Annotated in this window: 16 protein-coding genes and 1 riboswitch; of the genes, 6 read left to right on the forward strand and 10 right to left on the reverse strand. The window is 39.5% G+C overall.

The window, feature by feature from the left end; genetic code table 11:
• Both CEF22_RS10610 and CEF22_RS10615 read right to left on the reverse strand, forming a co-directional pair.
• Positions 1-604 (reverse strand): PAS domain-containing protein (locus tag CEF22_RS10610; protein WP_198508059.1); only part of this gene is annotated, 604 nt, incomplete at its 3' end.
• 131 nt (positions 605-735) lie between these two features.
• The gene (locus CEF22_RS10615) at positions 736-1,299 is read right to left on the reverse strand and encodes a GNAT family N-acetyltransferase (RefSeq protein ID WP_100402848.1); all 564 of its coding nucleotides are present in this window, start codon (positions 1,297-1,299) and stop codon (positions 736-738) included.
• Between the two features lie 110 nt (positions 1,300-1,409).
• A riboswitch (TPP riboswitch) is annotated at positions 1,410-1,525 on the forward strand.
• Between the two features lie 124 nt (positions 1,526-1,649).
• On the opposite strand from CEF22_RS10615, the gene thiC reads away from it, so the two are divergent.
• The gene (gene thiC, locus CEF22_RS10620; protein WP_100402849.1) at positions 1,650-3,395 is read left to right on the forward strand and encodes a phosphomethylpyrimidine synthase ThiC; all 1,746 of its coding nucleotides are present in this window, start codon (positions 1,650-1,652) and stop codon (positions 3,393-3,395) included.
• A gap of 358 nt (positions 3,396-3,753) precedes the next feature.
• On the opposite strand, the gene CEF22_RS10625 is transcribed toward thiC, so the two are convergent.
• From CEF22_RS10625 to CEF22_RS10635, 3 genes are read right to left on the reverse strand one after another with little or no spacing between them, the layout of a single operon-like run.
• Positions 3,754-4,395: an ABC-2 transporter permease gene (locus CEF22_RS10625; RefSeq protein WP_100402850.1), complete on the reverse strand. Its 642-nt coding sequence runs from the start codon at positions 4,393-4,395 to the stop codon at positions 3,754-3,756.
• A 3-nt stretch (positions 4,396-4,398) separates the two neighbouring features.
• The gene (locus CEF22_RS10630; protein ID WP_100402851.1) at positions 4,399-5,256 is read right to left on the reverse strand and encodes an ABC transporter ATP-binding protein; all 858 of its coding nucleotides are present in this window, start codon (positions 5,254-5,256) and stop codon (positions 4,399-4,401) included.
• Complete coding sequence (locus tag CEF22_RS10635) at positions 5,256-5,633, reverse strand: GntR family transcriptional regulator (protein ID WP_100403983.1); 378 nt, start codon at positions 5,631-5,633, stop codon at positions 5,256-5,258. The genes CEF22_RS10630 and CEF22_RS10635 overlap by 1 nt, the downstream gene beginning before the upstream one ends.
• 158 nt (positions 5,634-5,791) lie before the next feature.
• Here CEF22_RS10635 and CEF22_RS10640 point away from each other — a divergent pair, with 158 nt between their 5' ends.
• The 4 genes from CEF22_RS10640 to CEF22_RS19125 all read left to right on the forward strand — a co-directional run bounded on the left by CEF22_RS10640 (position 5,792) and on the right by CEF22_RS19125 (position 11,023).
• Complete coding sequence (locus CEF22_RS10640) at positions 5,792-6,433, forward strand: NUDIX hydrolase (protein WP_100402852.1); 642 nt, start codon at positions 5,792-5,794, stop codon at positions 6,431-6,433.
• 313 nt (positions 6,434-6,746) lie between these two features.
• On the forward strand, positions 6,747-7,862 hold the full coding sequence (proB, locus tag CEF22_RS10645; RefSeq protein ID WP_100402853.1) for a glutamate 5-kinase: 1,116 nt from the start codon (positions 6,747-6,749) through the stop codon (positions 7,860-7,862).
• Between the two features lie 19 nt (positions 7,863-7,881).
• Positions 7,882-9,123 carry a glutamate-5-semialdehyde dehydrogenase gene (locus CEF22_RS10650; protein ID WP_100402854.1) on the forward strand — a complete coding sequence of 414 codons (1,242 nt, stop codon included), beginning with the start codon at positions 7,882-7,884 and terminating at the stop codon, positions 9,121-9,123.
• A 1,198-nt stretch (positions 9,124-10,321) separates the two neighbouring features.
• Positions 10,322-11,023, forward strand: a complete 702-nt coding sequence (locus CEF22_RS19125) for a methyl-accepting chemotaxis protein (protein WP_442857406.1) — start codon at positions 10,322-10,324, stop codon at positions 11,021-11,023.
• Positions 11,024-11,072: 49 nt separating this feature from the next.
• On the opposite strand, the gene CEF22_RS10660 is transcribed toward CEF22_RS19125, so the two are convergent.
• A complete protein-coding gene (locus tag CEF22_RS10660; RefSeq protein WP_100402856.1) occupies positions 11,073-11,756 on the reverse strand; it encodes a hypothetical protein in 684 nt (227 codons plus the stop codon).
• A gap of 233 nt (positions 11,757-11,989) precedes the next feature.
• Between CEF22_RS10660 and yfkAB the strand changes: the two genes are divergently transcribed.
• On the forward strand, positions 11,990-13,096 hold the full coding sequence (yfkAB, locus tag CEF22_RS10665; protein ID WP_100402857.1) for a radical SAM/CxCxxxxC motif protein YfkAB: 1,107 nt from the start codon (positions 11,990-11,992) through the stop codon (positions 13,094-13,096).
• A 38-nt stretch (positions 13,097-13,134) separates the two neighbouring features.
• Here yfkAB and CEF22_RS10670 read toward each other — a convergent pair whose 3' ends face one another.
• Genes CEF22_RS10670 through CEF22_RS10685 form a run of 4 tightly spaced genes read right to left on the reverse strand, consistent with a single transcriptional unit; the run spans position 13,135 to position 16,691 of the window.
• Positions 13,135-14,034 carry a metal ABC transporter permease gene (locus tag CEF22_RS10670; protein WP_100402858.1) on the reverse strand — a complete coding sequence of 300 codons (900 nt, stop codon included), beginning with the start codon at positions 14,032-14,034 and terminating at the stop codon, positions 13,135-13,137.
• A gap of 4 nt (positions 14,035-14,038) precedes the next feature.
• Positions 14,039-14,977 carry a metal ABC transporter permease gene (locus CEF22_RS10675; RefSeq protein ID WP_100402859.1) on the reverse strand — a complete coding sequence of 313 codons (939 nt, stop codon included), beginning with the start codon at positions 14,975-14,977 and terminating at the stop codon, positions 14,039-14,041.
• A gap of 1 nt (position 14,978) precedes the next feature.
• Positions 14,979-15,740: a metal ABC transporter ATP-binding protein gene (locus CEF22_RS10680; protein ID WP_100402860.1), complete on the reverse strand. Its 762-nt coding sequence runs from the start codon at positions 15,738-15,740 to the stop codon at positions 14,979-14,981.
• A gap of 18 nt (positions 15,741-15,758) precedes the next feature.
• On the reverse strand, positions 15,759-16,691 hold the full coding sequence (locus tag CEF22_RS10685; protein WP_100402861.1) for a metal ABC transporter solute-binding protein, Zn/Mn family: 933 nt from the start codon (positions 16,689-16,691) through the stop codon (positions 15,759-15,761).
• Positions 16,692-17,082: the final 391 nt, after the last annotated feature.

Raw genomic sequence — 17,082 nt, forward strand, 5'->3', positions numbered from 1 at the left:
GGCGAATTGTCTTATGATTGCGGACCATGTTACCTAATTGAAGAATTTCTGAGAATATTTTGCGTTCTCCCCTCAAATGATAAGGAATAATTGGCAGTTCTTCCCCCATCAATTCATCTAAACTCCAGCCGTAAACCTTTGCAAATGCCTCATTTACATTTATAATTTTTCCTTCATGATTTAAAATGTAGACAGGATCATTAGTAGTGGTCAAAAATGCCTCACACCATCCTAAACAACTGGTAGTTTCCTTTTTCCCTATTAAATAAAACAACATATGATGCGGATCGTACATAACACTCCATTTATAGATGAATAAAGTACCGTTTTGATGCCTAATTTTTTCGGTAGTCACAATAGAGTTCGAACTCTCTATTGCTTGTTTTATAAGTGCAATTATTTTTTTATATGGTTTGCTGCTCCAAAAATCAAATATTGAAATAGTTTCATCTTTCGGATCTACTCCTGTCACATTAATAAATACAGGATTCCCCATTAAAATAACACCCTTTAAATTCATTGAACAAACTAGATCCGAGCTATTTTCCCAAAACCATTCTATATGCCTATCATTAGTCATATTCATCATCGCTTTATTGTTCACAACAAATCCTCTCCCCCTTTCTACTATGTCGAAATATTCATATTTTTTCAGCAAAAACTTTTCAACAAATGATGAGGTTTTCCGACAATAATTTTTATAGGTAAGAGCAAAAAATACAACAAATACTCGAGTTATTTATTTATCCGTGCATAAATACATGTATCTCTAATCTGACTGCCATCAGCAGATAATTGATCGTTTCTTAGTATGCCTTCAAGGGTAAAATCTAATTTTTCTGCAATAGCACGACTCCTTTGGTTATCAGGGTCACACCTAATTTCTACTCGATTGGCTACTAAATGTTCAAAGGCAAAGTCAGCAATCGCTTGCACCGCTTCTGTCATATAACCACATCCTGAAAATTTGGTATCTAACCAATAGCCGATCTCAAATTTACGGACTTTCCAATCCATCCGATGCAAACCGGAAGAACCGATAAATTCTCCTGTCTCTTTATGAAAAATGTGTAACCTTAAATCTTCACGTGTCACAAATTTGGCATAAGCTTCTCTTACATTCGCTTCTGTCCCCTCCGGTGATTGCTCATAATGAACGAACGGTAGCCACGGTTTCAATTCATTCAACGAGGACTGAATTGCCTGATACACAACTGCCCCATCTCCCGGTAAAGGCATACGAATATGCAATCTTTCAGTGGAAAACTCTGTTGGAAAATCGATTAATAGTAGATTCAATCAAAACACCTCCAAATGTTACAGAATATTATACCAATTAATGATCTTTTTTTATTATTTTCTTTACTTCCTAGAAAAACTAGTATAAACTGGAAGGGAAATTTAAATATTTTTCAAACTAGGGGTGTCCAAAAAGCTTGGGCTGAGAGAGAGACGCAATAAAGTTTCTTAACCCTCAGGACCTGATCTGGTTCATACCAGCGTGGGGAAGTTTCTATCTGTTTATTAGCGTGTTTTTTACGCTATTTAACTGATTATTAACCGGGTCCGTATATTTATATGGCTCGGTTTTTTTCATGCCATGGTAGAATCGGGTTTCGTCCTTTCATTGACAAAGGAGGAAAAAAACAATGAAAGAACAAAGACCAGATGCAAAATTGAATTTAGTCCGTAATTTTCCAAAAAGTAAAAAAGTATATGTAGAGGGTACTAGAGCAGATATAAAAGTGCCTTTTCGCGAAATTGAATTGTCTCCTACAATGACCTCATCACATGAAGAACCAAACGCTCCTCTTCTTGTATACGATACGAGCGGCTATTATACAGATGATCAAGTAGGCATTGAGATCGAAAAAGGACTGCCAACCGTTCGTCATCAATGGATCCATGAGCGTGCTGACATAGAAGAATATACAGGTCGTACGATCCGCCCTGAAGACAATGGGTATAAAAAGACAACAGCCAATGAGGATCTCGTTTTCCAAGGTTTAAAAAGACAACCTTTAAAGGCCAAGAAAGGAAAAAACGTGACCCAGCTTCATTATGCTCGTCAAGGAATCATTACGCCGGAAATGGAATTTATCGCTATAAGAGAAGGTATGGATGCTGAATTTGTTCGCAAAGAAGTGGCAGAAGGTCGGGCGATTATTCCTGCTAACATTAACCATCCTGAAAGCGAACCGATGATTATCGGCCGCGCCTTTCATGTGAAAATTAATGCCAATATCGGAAATTCAGCCGTTACTTCTTCGATTTATGAAGAAGTCGAAAAAATGACATGGGCGATTCGCTGGGGTGCCGATACGATGATGGACCTTTCGACTGGAAAAAATATTCACACGACAAGAGAATGGATCATTCGCAATTGTCCCGTTCCTGTTGGCACCGTTCCGATCTATCAGGCGCTAGAAAAAGTGAATGGCGTCGCCGAAGACTTAAATTGGGAAATGTTCCGCGATACGTTGATTGAGCAAGCCGAACAAGGCGTTGATTATTTTACGATTCATGCCGGTGTTCGTCTTCCATACATTCCGCTGACAGCCAAACGAACGACAGGTATCGTTTCGCGTGGAGGTTCGATTATGGCTCAATGGTGTCTCGCTCACCATCAAGAAAATTTTTTATATACTCATTTTGAAGAAATCTGTGAAATTATGAAAACGTATGACGTCGCCTTTTCACTAGGAGACGGACTGCGTCCTGGCTCGATTGCTGATGCTAATGATGAAGCGCAATTTGCGGAACTAGAAACGTTAGGAGAATTAACGAAAATCGCATGGAAACATGATGTACAAGTGATGATTGAGGGGCCTGGGCATGTGCCTATGCATAAAATTAAAGAAAACATGGATAAGCAATTAGAGATGTGCATGGAGGCTCCCTTTTATACACTTGGTCCATTAACAACCGATATTGCCCCGGGGTATGATCATATTACCTCTGCCATCGGAGCAGCGATGATTGCTTCCTATGGTACGGCGATGCTTTGTTATGTCACACCAAAAGAACATTTAGGGCTTCCAAATAAAGAAGATGTGCGTGAAGGAGTCATTGCCTATAAAATCGCTGCCCATGCAGCCGATCTAGCAAAAGGTCATCCACGAGCTTCCTTGCGTGACGATGCCCTTTCTAAAGCTCGATTTGAATTCCGCTGGCACGATCAATTTAACCTTGCACTTGACCCTGAACGAGCACTTGAATATCATGATGAAACCCTTCCAGCAGAAGGAGCGAAAACAGCCCACTTTTGCTCGATGTGTGGCCCGAAATTTTGTAGCATGAAAATCTCCCATAACATCCGCGAAATGGAAGTGGAAAAAGGGTTAAAAGAAAAAGCCGATGAATTCCGGCAATCAGGTGCGGAGATTTATCAATGAGAATCGAAAAAGTAAGAAAGCTAAAAGGCGAAATTGTGACATTAGAAAAAAGCCTTGAGAAATTGAAAAAAGAACTTTCTTCCCTACAACAAAACTGTGACCATCGCTTCGAGAGACAAACATTTGTTCGAGTGTGTCAAAAATGCAGTTATTCCGATAGTACACTATGGTGATTTTCTAATAAAATTCCAATCGGTGGGACTTCCCCATCGATTGGAATAACACTCATGCGAAATACAATCTTCTTATTTTTTTCTCTTGTAATTCCAGCTTAAATATACGATCGGAAATAGAATACATATGATGACAACCCATTGTGGTAATTCCGGCATATCACTCGTTCCTTTCACATTTTTAATTATATTAAATCCTGCTTCTCATAGATTTTGATAGAGGCTTGCATTGAAATGAATAACACCATCACCCCAAAAATGAGGAGTAAGGAAACTTGGACAGACAACGGGATCGTCGTCCAAAATGAAGTTTCATTTGCACTTAATTTATTGATAATAGATGGCAACATAAATGGCGTGATCATTAAAGTGAGTAAAAATATAAACTTTGTTTTTTCAAAACCAAATTTATATTGGACCGGCATGTAGATGCTAAAACAAAGCGCAATGAAATTAAAAACGCCCAAAATTTCATTAAGATTTAGATAATCGATATGTAAAATAAGGAAAACTTCTAAAGAATAAATGATGTAACAGTAAGCAAAAATCAATAAGAAGAAAACATACTTTGCCTGCACCAATTTTTTACGTGGATACGGCGTAGAGCATAGTAATGCAGACGCTTTCGGATATTGTTGCTCCTTTTGCGATACATATTGTACTAAGATCAATTCTGTAAATATGACGACAAACAAAAAAACAATCGCTTCACTCATTTCAGGTATTTTCCACATAATAAATAAAGGAATAATGGCTGCTACCATTAACATAATCAATACAAATTTTTTAATAATTAATATATCTTTTTTCACTAAATGAAATAACATAGATTATTTTCCTTTCTCTACATAAGCTAACATAATATCTTCAATCGTCGGCCTTTCAACTAGAATATCCGGCATCTTTCTCCGCACTTCCGTTAATTGATTCGTCACCCCTTTAAATCCAAAATTCATTTTTTCGATTTTTAAAAACAGCGGTGCAAGCTCATCTGTTAACGTCCGACTATCCCCCTTCACGACAAAAAATTCATCTTGTAAAGCATCCTTATCTTTTTGGAAAATAATTTGACCATTATGAATCATAATCAACATATCTGCTGCTTTTTCCAAATCAGAAGTGATATGAGTAGAGTAAAAAACAGCTTTTCCTCCCTGTTTCATATAGTCATTTAATATATCAATAAGCTGACTTCGGACTAAAGGGTCTAGACCGCTTGTTGGCTCGTCCATGATGAGCAAATCAGCATGATGTGAAAGAGCCATAGTTAAAGCAAATTTGATTTTCATGCCTTTCGATAATGTAGCGATGACTTGTTTAGGATTTAAAGAAAAGATCTCCATATATTTGTGGTATACAGAATCATCCCAATTTGAATACGCAGGTGCAATGATCGTTTTCATTTCGTGCATCGAGAGTTCCTCATAGAAACAGCCATCATCAAAGACAATGCCTAACCGATTTCTTAATTGATCTCCATGTTGTTCTATATTTTGACCCAAAAGCTTGATCTCACCTGAATCTTTTTGGGTGAGACCAAGAATGGTACGAAGTGTCGTCGTTTTCCCCGACCCGTTTGTTCCAATAAACCCTGTAATACAATCTTCAAATATCGAGAAATTTACATTTGATAATGAAAAATTAGGATACTTCTTGTTAAGATTAGAAACTTCTAAAACTTTCTTCACTATTTCCCCTCCTCGAACAGTATATCCATCATTTGTAATAGCTCCTCTTTAGATATCTCGAGTTCCTTCGCTGTTTGAATCATATCAGACATTTTCTGCTCTACTAATCTTCTTTTCGAATCTCTCAACAACTCAATATTGCCAGTAGACACAAACGTACCAATCCCCACTTGCCTTGTAATAAATCCCTCTTGTTCCAGTTCATCATAGACTCTGCGAATAGTTAGAACACTTACCTGAATATCATTGGCAAAATTACGAATCGACGGCATTGCAGCCCCTTCCTCCAGTTCGCCTTTGAAAATCGCATCTTTAATTTGTTCTTTAATCTGCTGATATAGAGGTTTATCAGACGAATTGGAAATCAACACTTTCATCATTTTATGAGTACCTTTCTTTCAGTGTGTATATTAACAATACACACTATACACTTTGTAGAATTAATTGTCAAAAGTACAAATTTCGCATTCAAATTTTCACAAATACCCGTCATTGCTTTATAATAGAAAAAATGCTTAAAGAAAAGAGGGAGTTTATGAGAAGAGATCAATTATTTCATCAATTCTGCGATCGAACCCCAGCTATATTAGGGCATGAACATTTCTCCAAATATGCTATCCTACTTCCGCTAATAGAAAAAGAAGACGAGATTCATATATTGTTTCAAGTTCGCTCCCTTCAAATGAGGAAACAGCCAGGGGAAGTCTGTTTTCCAGGTGGGAGAATTGAGGAATTCGATGAAAATGAACTTCATACGGCCATTCGTGAAACATCGGAAGAACTAGGCATTCAACAATCGGATATTACACAAACCTTCCCACTGAACTTTATCCTCTCTCCGTTTGGCATGATCATTTATCCATTCGTAGGCTCTTTACCATCGGAAGACAAATTACAGCCGAACCGTGATGAAGTAGAACAAATATTTACTGTGCCGCTTGATTATTTACTTAACTACTGTCCGAAAAAATATGACATTCATTTTAAAGTAGAACCAGAAGAAGACTTTCCCTTTGATTTAATCGTTGGAGGAGAAAACTACAATTGGCAGACACGAAAAATGGATGAGTATTTTTATCTTTATGAAGACAAAATTATTTGGGGGTTAACGGCAAGAATTTTAAAGCATTTTCTCGACTTAATTAAAAGCCAACCCGTCCACTTGAAAAATATTTAGCTTATTTACTCTTGACAAATCAGAATATATATAGATAATTGTAATAATTATGAATAATTGAACGATAAAGGGATTAGTAAATTTGTGAAGTGTGTCAGAGAATGGAGTCCACTGGCTGTAAGGCTCCTCACAGGAAGCAGTTGAACCTGCCCTTTGTAATATCGCTTATGGAAACATAAGCCGTCTCCCTCGTTACGGGATTGAGCGGGCGCATTTGCGCCAAAAAAGGTGGTACCGCGGATTAGCATGCCCTTCGTCCTTTTATGGATAGGAGGGGCATGCTTTTTTTAATTTGATAAAAGGATGATTTGCTGTGAAAAAATACCGAGTAGTTGTGAAAATTGGAAGCAGTTCATTAACGGATGAACAAGGAAATATTGTCGAGGAAAAAGTATGGGATCACGTTCAGGCGATTGCCAAAATGAAGCAAAAAGGCCATGAAGTCATCATCGTTTCTTCTGGTGCTGTAGCGGCAGGATTTCAATCATTAGGCTATACATCAAAGCCAAAAACAGTCGCTGCCAAACAAGCATCCGCCGCGGTAGGGCAAAGTCTGCTCATTCAAAAGTATATTTCGCTGTTTGCCCCTTTCCATCTAGCGGTCGCACAAATGCTCTTAACTCGAGAAGACTTTTACAATCGCGGACGCTTTCAAAATTTTTATACGGCGATGTCAGAGCTATTAAGAGCCGGTGCGATCCCGATTATTAACGAGAATGATTGCATTTCGATTGAAGAGCTGACGTACGGAGATAACGATATGCTCTCTGCCTTAGTGAGCGGCTTTGTTCAAGCCGATGCCCTAATTATTTTAACGGATATTGACGGATTGTATGACAGTAACCCTAAAACAAATCCTGAAGCGAAGCGATTTCACTTTATTCCTGAAGTTACCGAAGAAATGCTTAGTTACGCAGGTGACAGTGGCTCATCAGTTGGAACTGGTGGGATGAAATCCAAGCTAATTGCCGCTGAAAAAGCGTTATCTCTCGGCGTCCCTGTATTTGTCGGTACTGGGAAAGGGACAGATAAATTACTAGATACACTGGCTGGAAAAGGAAATGGAACGTATATCGGGTCCCCTTTTAAATCTCATATGCAAATGAAAAAACAATGGATTGCTCATCACGCAAAAGCTTCCGGAAATGTAATGATTGATGAAGGAGCTGAAATAGCTATTTTATCAAAAGGAAAAAGCTTGCTTCCTGCCGGCGTGATCTCAGTAGAAGGTGTCTTTGATCCAATGGATGTGGTCGATGTCATCAATCAAAAACGAGAGGTGATCGGCAGAGGGCAAGTGTTCTATTCCTCTGTGGATCTCGAAAAAATAAAAGGCCTCTCCAGTTCAGAAGCAAAAGTGTACTCGATTAATGAACGGGCCGAAGTCATTCACCGCGACAATTGGGTCACTACGAACTTTATTAAATAATAGATGGGAGAATAAAAACATGAGTGAATTAATTGAAAAAGCGAAACTATTAAAGGCAGCCTCTTTTCAAATGAGTCTACTTTCTGAAAATGAAAAAAATCAAGGCTTAGAAAAAATCGCTGATGCCCTTGTGCAACAATCCGACTTTATTTTGCAAGAAAATGCGAAGGATATGGAAAACGGAGCTAAAGCAGGTTTCTCTCCTAACATTTTAGATCGCTTGCAGCTGACTGAGGAGCGCATTCAGCAAATCGCTGATGGTGTCCGCCAACTGATTCAATTAAAAGATCCAGTTGGCGAAGTGACAGATGAATGGACACTTGATAACGGCTTAAAAGTTGAAACCATTCGTGTGCCGCTTGGCGTGATCGGTATGGTCTATGAAGCTCGTCCGAATGTGACCGTAGATGCTGCCGCTTTATGCTTAAAAGCAGGAAATGCCGTGCTATTACGAGGTAGTTCTTCCGCCACTCATTCTAATCAAGCGCTAGTGGAAGTGATGAAGACAGCATTGCAGCAGTCCCCTATTCCAACGGACGCTCTCCAACTATTAGAAGATACGAGTCGGGAAACAGCTTCTAAAATGTTTCAGTTAAATGAATACTTAGACGTATTAATTCCACGTGGTGGTGCTGGACTTATTCAAACGGTCATTCGTCAAGCCACAGTTCCCGTACTTGAAACTGGAGTCGGAAATTGCCACGTATTTATCGATGAAAGCGCCCAAGAACAAATGTCCATCGACATTGCTGTCAATGCCAAGACCCATCGACCATCTGTTTGTAATGCAGCAGAAACATTACTAATCCATCACGACTGGCCTCATCGATCGGCTATTTTGCATGCTTTACACAATCAAGGTGTAGAACTCCGAGGAGATCAAGTGTTAGCAAACGAATTTGCTTTTGTGAAGGAAGCAACGGATGAAGACTGGAGTACTGAATACTTAGCACCTATTATCGCTGTAAAAACGGTAGCGAATGTGAAAGAAGCTGTCGCTCATATCAATATGTTTGGCACAAAACATTCCGAGGCTATCGTTTCAGAAACAAAGGAAAACGTCAATTGGTTTTTCCGAGCCATTGATGCAGCTGTTCTTTATCATAACGCCTCTACTCGCTTCACAGACGGTGAGCAATTCGGGCTTGGTGCTGAAATTGGAATTAGTACACAAAAGCTTCATGCTCGCGGGCCAATGGGACTTAAAGCCATTACAACTACTAAATCATTAGTAAAGGGACATGGACAAACTCGTGCTTAACAAAAAGAGAGGCAACTACTACAGAGGAGGACCATCATTTGGTTCTCCTTTTTTATTTATCTATATTTTTATAAATTTGTCATTTTCTCTAAATAACAAATATAAAGAATACTCACTTTCTTCCGATATAAAGAAAAACAACTACTAAAAGGAAGTGGATTTCTTGCGGAACAAATTGATTAGTACAAGGATCACTCTCATTTTTATGGCCGTTATGGCTGTGGTCTTTCTATCGGTGGTATTTTTACTTATTCGTAGTTCTTATGGCACAGTGGAAAAAACAATCGGCATTCAAGGAACAGCAACCGCAAAGCATATAGCGGAGCGGCTAAATGGAGATACTTATGGCCGTTTTATTGAAAAACCAGAAGAAAATGAATCGTATTTCGAAGTAAAGGATCAGTTAATTGAAACATTAGCAAGTACAGGCGTTCTATACATATATACATTACAAGCAGACGAAAAGTCTGTCCAAATCATGATGGATGGTTATCCTAAAGACTCCGAAGATGGTGCAACAATCGGCCAAGAGACTACAGGCACCACTTATGATGATGTAAAGCCTGTATTGGAAGGCAAAACAGCAAGTACAAAAATTATTAATGATCCACAGTACGGAAGATATTTATCTGCTTTTGCTCCAATCAAAGATAGCAGCGGAGAAATAGTCGGTATATTAGGAGTCGATATCGCAGCAGATAGTGTCGTTTCTATTCAATCTGAATTACTGAAATCATCTATCCCGATATTTGGGATCATCTTTTTACTTCTCATTATTGTGGTATGTGCAATATTGTATTTTTATGTAAAAAGAACGTTAGCACCTCTTAGTACTGTTAGTCAGGCATTAAAGGAATTTGCTGATGGTCGCTGGAGCGTCGCCAATCAAAAAATTGCTACCATTCGCACGAACAAAAAAGATGAAATCTCTTCTCTTGTTCGTTCATTTTCAGCTTCTATTGAGCAACTGAGCGCTATTTTATCGAGAATAAGTAGCCAAGCAAGCCATCTACAAGTTTCATCGAACAAACTTTTTAATACAGTGGAGGAAACACAAGAAGCGAATCATGCAATTAATCAAAGCATGGACGAGGTAGCATCCGGAAGTTCTCGATCTGTCCAAAATAACGAGGAAGCCGTTCGAGCAATGGAAGAAATGTCTCTCGGCGTTCAAAAAATTGCTGATTCCGCTACAACGATGGCTGAAACCTCTAGTGGTGTGACTGAATTCGTTCAGAATTGCCATAAAGAATCATTGCAGGTCGTTAACCAAATTCAAGATGTAAAAGCTCTCGTACTCCAAACAGGAGATAAAGTAGAAGATTTAACGGCGAAATATCAGCAAATTCAAGATATTACAAACGTCATGACTGGCATAGCCGAACAAACGAATTTATTAGCCTTAAACGCGGCGATTGAGGCAGCTAGAGCTGGCGAATACGGAAAAGGTTTTGCGGTTGTGGCTGATGAAGTTCGTCACCTTGCTGAACAATCAAAACAATCAGCTGAAGAAATCCGAGTACTTATTGAGAGCTTTTCAGAAGTAACAAACGGAGTAAGAACCGATATGGCATCCACTTCTACAAAAGTGACAAATGGTGCCCACGCTGTCCAACAAATTGGTGAAATGCTTCAAGAAATCTATCAATCCGTAAGTTCTGTCAATGATGAGGTACAAGAGACTTCTGCGGTCACAGAAGAAATGTCTGCCGGTTCAGAAGAAATTTTGGCTTCATTAGAACAAGTAACGGACTATGCAAATAAATCAAGAAATAAGACAATCGAAGTAGCCGCATCCACCGAGCAGCAAATAAAAGCGATGGAGAGCCTTGCAAAAATGAGTACAGAACTTCAAGAAATCTCTAAGTCTTTAACAGAAATCATTGAGCGATTCGAATAAAAAAACCGGAACGAAAGATAAATTTCTCTCTTTCGTTCCGGTTTTTTACTTATTTTACTTGCGTAATCGTCATCTGTTCGCCTTCTGTTTTATAAACAAACGTCACTTCTGATCCTTCTTCTAACGCGTCAAATTTCTTCACTTCTTCACCCTCAGGATTGATTTGAAACGCCCGATCTTCCCCATCTACATTAAGTTCTACTGTATGAAGGTCAGCCATGCCATTATAAATACCTGTTGCCTCTACTTCGTCCACTGCCGCTTCGTTTTCTGTACCTTCTTCTTCTGTTTCATTTTCAACTGCTTGCTTAGGCTCTACCGCTTTGACTTGCGTGATCGTCATCTGTTCGCCTTCTGTTTTATAAACAAACGTCACTTCTGACCCTTCTTCTAACGCGTCAAATTTCTTCACTTCTTCGCCCTCAGGGTTGATTTGAAAGGCACGATCTTCCCCATCTACATTAATTTCAACCGTATGAACATCAGCCATGCCGTTGTAAATGCCTTTAGCCTCTACTTCTTCCACTGCCGCTTCGCTTTCTGTATCTTCCTCTACAGACTCAGGCGTTTCGTTCTCTGTATTTTGTTCAGATTCTACCGCTGGATCCGCTGCTTGTTTTACCTCTTGATTTTCAGGAGTCTCTTCGCTTTTCGTCGTATCCGCATCCGAGCACGCAGCTAACACGCCACCAGCTAATAACACAGCTCCCATGACAGTTGTCATTTTTTTCATATGTATCTCTCCCTCCAACTACTAGTTAACACGCCTACATTGTATCACACGTGAAATTGTTTCCAAAGAAAAGACACTAAAAAATAGAAAAATAGGTCTCAAGATTGATACTATAAATGTAACATTTTATCAAATAAAAACGAAGAAATGGCTTGCTTAAATCCGTTTTTTCCCTAGCCATTTCTTTTCGAAAAGAGGTATAATATTAATGTCTATAGAAAAGAGGTTTTACAATGAAACAAGTGATCCATCCACAATTTGACCCATGGGAATCTTATTTAGATATCCAAACAGCAGGTCACATGAGGTTATCAAATGTTGAGTTTACGACAACGACATTATGTAATATGCGTTGTGAGCATTGTGCGGTTGGCTATACATTACAAACAAAAGATCCCGAATCCTTGCCGCTTGATCTACTCATTCGCAGACTAGAGGAAGTTCCGGACTTGCGAGCACTTAGCATTACAGGTGGCGAACCGATGCTGTCTAAATCTTCCATTCGTAACTACGTCCTACCACTGTTAAAATATGCCCATGAACGCGATGTATACACGCAAATCAATTCAAACTTAACGATTGAATTGTCTCGCTATGAAGAAATTGCCCCTTATTTAGATGTGTTACACATTTCACATAACTGGGGAACGATAGAAGAGTTTGTAGAAACCGGGTTCGCAAACATGGAACGAAAACCGACGATTGCCCAGCGAGAAGCTCTTTTCCAAAGAATGATCGATAATAGCAAAGCACTGTCAAAAATGGGTGTTATGGTCTCAGCGGAAACGATGTTAAATAAAAAAACCCTTCCCTATTTAGAGAAAATTCATCGCCAAATCATCGACGAAATGGGCTGTTCTCGACATGAGGTTCATCCGATGTACCCTAGTGATTTTGCTAGTGCATTAGAATCCCTTTCTTTACAAGAGATGCGTGAAGCGATTCATCATTTACTTGATGTTCGCGACCCAAACATTTGGATGCTGTTCGGGACACTTCCGTTTTATTCATGCAGCCAAGATGAAGAGGACCAAATATTATTAAAACGGCTGCGAAATGAACATATGGTCACAGTGAGAAATGACCCAGACGGACGTTCTAGACTCAATATTAATATTTTTAATGGAGATATTATTGTAACAGATTTTGGAGATGCTCCTCCACTTGGGAATATTCAAACGAATACGTTGCAGGAAGCGTATCAAACTTGGATGAACTCCGCCCTCGCTTCTCAATTAAATTGTCACTGCCCAAGTGTCCAATGTCTCGGACCGAATATTTTAGTGAAACATGCCTATTATGAGCAAGAAGACTTTATAAAGAAGGCAGAAACCGTTTAATGATCATAACAAAAAGCCAGGGGCATCCTGGCTTTTTGTTATGACTGTTGGAGCTGTTTCTTTGATTGAATATACTTCTTTTTCATCATCCATTTTGATAGAAGACCATGGCTTGGGGATAAGACAAAGACGATCGCAAAGATCAAGCCCAACACTGTCGCCATTGCTCCAGAAATAGAAACATTTAAAAGCGTCGCAGCATAGTAACCGCTAACGGCCGCTACTACACCGATCGCACCGCTTAAAATGAGCATCACGCTTAATTTATCGGTTAATAAATAAGCGGTCGCTCCTGGAACAATTAACATCGCAACGACTAAAATCGCTCCAACGCTATCAAAAGAAGCAACAGTGGTAACTGAAACCATCCCCATTAATAAATAATGAATGAAAAGAACTGGTATACCAATCGCAGCTGCTAATGCTGGATCGAAAGAACTGATTTTTAGCTCTTTATAAAACAAGGTAATGATCGTTACATTTAATACTAGAACCGTCCCAAGCATCCAAACGGCTTTAGGAACACCCGTCAAACCAAACCATTCAACGGTATCCCAAGGAATAAACGTAATTTCGCCCATTAATGCATGATCTACATCCAGATGAATGTTTCCTGCCAACAATGAGATCAATATTACGCCAATTGCGAACAAAGAAGTAAAAACAACACCGATCGCCGCATCCGACTGAACACCACCTGAGTTCAATAGCTGAACAAAAAACGCTGTCAACAGTCCAACAATGGCCGCTCCAATAAACATATAAATCCCATCTAAGCTATGACTAATTAAAAAAGCGAGCACAATCCCAAGCAAGACTGTATGACTAATGGCATCCGCTAACATCGCCATTCGTCTTAAAATTAAAAAGCAACCCGTGACTCCACAAGTGACTCCTACTAGAGCGCCAGTAAGAACAATCCAAGCTTCATAACTCATCCTGTTAATCCCCCTCTCTAGCTGGCTTCACAAGAGGATTTAACCTTTGCTCGCGAGCAACGGATTTCCGTAATCGGTATAGCTTGAATAACTTCATTAACAAGCCTCGCTTCGGAGAAAATAATAATGAAATAACGAAGATAAAGGTAGCGGCTAACACAATTAATGGACCTGTCGGCAAGCCTTCCGCCACTGTACTCATCAATGTTCCACTAACTCCTGAAAAAGCACCGATTACACCTGCAATAATGACCATTCGTCCTAGATCCTCCGTCCAATATCTAGCAGAAATTGCTGGTGTGATGAGCATCGCCGCCATCAAAACGACACCCACTGCTTGAATCCCAATCACAACAGCTCCTGTGATTAGCGTCATCAACAATAAATTTAATGTTTTAGACGGAAAGCCAATTCCTTGCGCAAAATCAGGATCAAAAGTCAACACCTTAAATTCTTTAAAGAATAAGAAGATTAGCAAAAGCAACACAGCAGAAACACCTGCAATGATCTTCACATCGGCTCCAACCATCGATGCTGCTTGCCCGAAAATAAAATCATCCAAACCACTCTTATTACCAGAAGTAGTTTGTGCCGCTTTTGTTAATAACACGATTCCAAAGCCAAAGAACACAGATAATACTAAACCAATCGCTGTATCCATTTTTACTCGAGAATGTTTCGTAATCGCTTGAATGCAATACGTAGCTAACAACCCTGTCATCGTCGCTCCTAACAATAGCCAAGGAAGCGACTTCTCTCCTGTGATCAAAAAGGCAAGACAAACACCAGGTAGTGCCGCGTGTGCCATCGCATCCCCGATTAAGCTTTGTTTTCTAAGCAGGGCAAAGCTTCCAAGCACCCCACTAGCTGCCCCAAGCAATAGAGAACCCAATAATACCCATTGAGTATTTGCGTCTTGAAGCATCATGATCCACTGTTCCATATCACTCTTCCCTCGTTAATCCGGCAGCGACGACATTGCCTTTTTCTAAAAAGGCGAGGCGTCCGCCATATGTTTTTTGAAGATTATTGATAGTAAATACTTCATCTGCTGGGCCCACATCTATTAAACTCACATTCAAAAGCATCACCCAGTCAAAATATTCTTTCACCGTCTGTAAGTCATGATGAACAACGAGGACCGTTTTCCCTTTCGCTTTTAATTCATTCAATAACGAGATAATGGCTTTTTCAGTCGCTGCATCGACACCAACGAATGGTTCATCCATGAAATAGATTGTGGCATCTTGAGCGAGCGCACGCGCTAAAAATACCCGCTGTTGTTGTCCTCCAGACAATTGACTAATTTGTCGATTGGCAAATTCCTTCATGCCCACCTTCTCAAGACAACTATAAGCAAACTCAATATCTTCTTTTCTCGGACGTTTCACCCAACCGATATGTCCGTATCTTCCCATCAAGACAACATCGATGGCGTTCGTTGGAAAGTCCCAATCAACGGACCCTCGTTGGGGAACATATCCGACGAGCTTTCTTTGCTTTTTATATGGTTGATCATAAATATGAACCTCTCCGGAAGCCTTTGGAATCAGTCCTAAAATCGCTTTAATGAGCGTTGACTTTCCGGCTCCATTCGGCCCAATAATCCCGATTAGTTTTCCTTCAGGCACTTTAAAGCTCACATCTCGCAAGACGGGCTTCTTTTGATAAGCGACCGTCAGTTGGTCGACTTGTAAAGGATTCATTATGTTACCCCCGTTTCCTTATTTTAATGAAGAGACAACTGTATCAATATTGTGCTTAAACATCCCCTCGTATGTTCCTTCAGGCGTTCCTTCTTCGCCCATGGCGTCAGAGAATAACTCTCCACCAATTTCTACCGTGTGTCCCTTCTTTTTTGCACCTTCAACGACAGCATTAATGGAACGATCTGAAATCGAACTTTCGATAAACACCGCTTTAATCTTTTTTTGAACGAGTATGTCAACAAGAGACTGCACATCTTTTAATCCATATTCAGAATCCGTACTCAATCCTTGTAAGCCCAGTACTTCTAACCCGTAAGCCGATCCGAAATAACCGAACGCATCATGAGCCGTGACTAATACTCGACTTTCTTCTGGAATGGTTTGCATTTGTTCCTTTCCATAAGCATGTAATTCATCAAGCATCGCCATGTATTGATCGGCATTTTTTTCATAGACTTCTTTATGATCTGGATCAGCTTTCACTAATCCTGCTTCTACTTGTTCCACTGCATCCTTCCAAAGCGACGCATCAAACCACACATGTGGATCGACGACGGTTTTGTCTTGACTATCGGCTTTTAATTTTTCGTCCGGAATATTCTCTGCCACCGCGTACGTCGGCTTTTGTTCTCTCATTTTTTCGAAAATATCATTCATTTTTCCTTCAAGATGAAGCCCATTATAAAAAATAATATCCGCTTTGCTTAATTTCTCGATATCTCCTTGAGTAGCCTTATACAAGTGAGGGTCCGTTCCTGGTCCCATCAAGCTTTCCACTTGGACATGCTCCCCCCCCACATTTTTAACGATATCAGCAATTTGAGCAATCGTTGTCGTGACCACTAATTGATCCTTCTCCTCTTTTGCTGTCCCTTCACTATTAGATGACGAGCAAGCCGTTAACATCATCGCTAGTATAAGTGTAAACATGACATACATTTTTTTCATTTTATGATCCTCCTTTTTGTTTCATGCCAGTTTTTTGCCCGAACGCAACTTTTAAGCTAAAAAAAACTCCTTTCTTTTCTATGCTATGTATGAACATAAGAAATGTTTTATGCCCAGAACTAATTAAGTTGCCTATATACAAAAAATAAAGCATAAAGCAACTTTAGTCAAGAATGATTTTCATTCTTTTTCATATTTTGAAATGATGTTGTTACATACTACTGTATCAACACAACATATATTACACTTGTTTCCATAAAAAAAATCAGCCTTCTATAATAGAAGGCTGATACCGTTAAATTTTCCATCTACTTTTTAAAATCCCCGCTTCTCGTAGCGTATCATAAACAATGACGATCGCTGGTCCAACGAAAAAGCCGATAAACCCTAA

It is taken from the genome of Bacillus sp. FJAT-42315 (genome assembly GCF_002797375.1).
Lineage (GTDB): Bacteria > Bacillota > Bacilli > Bacillales > Domibacillaceae > Bacillus_CE.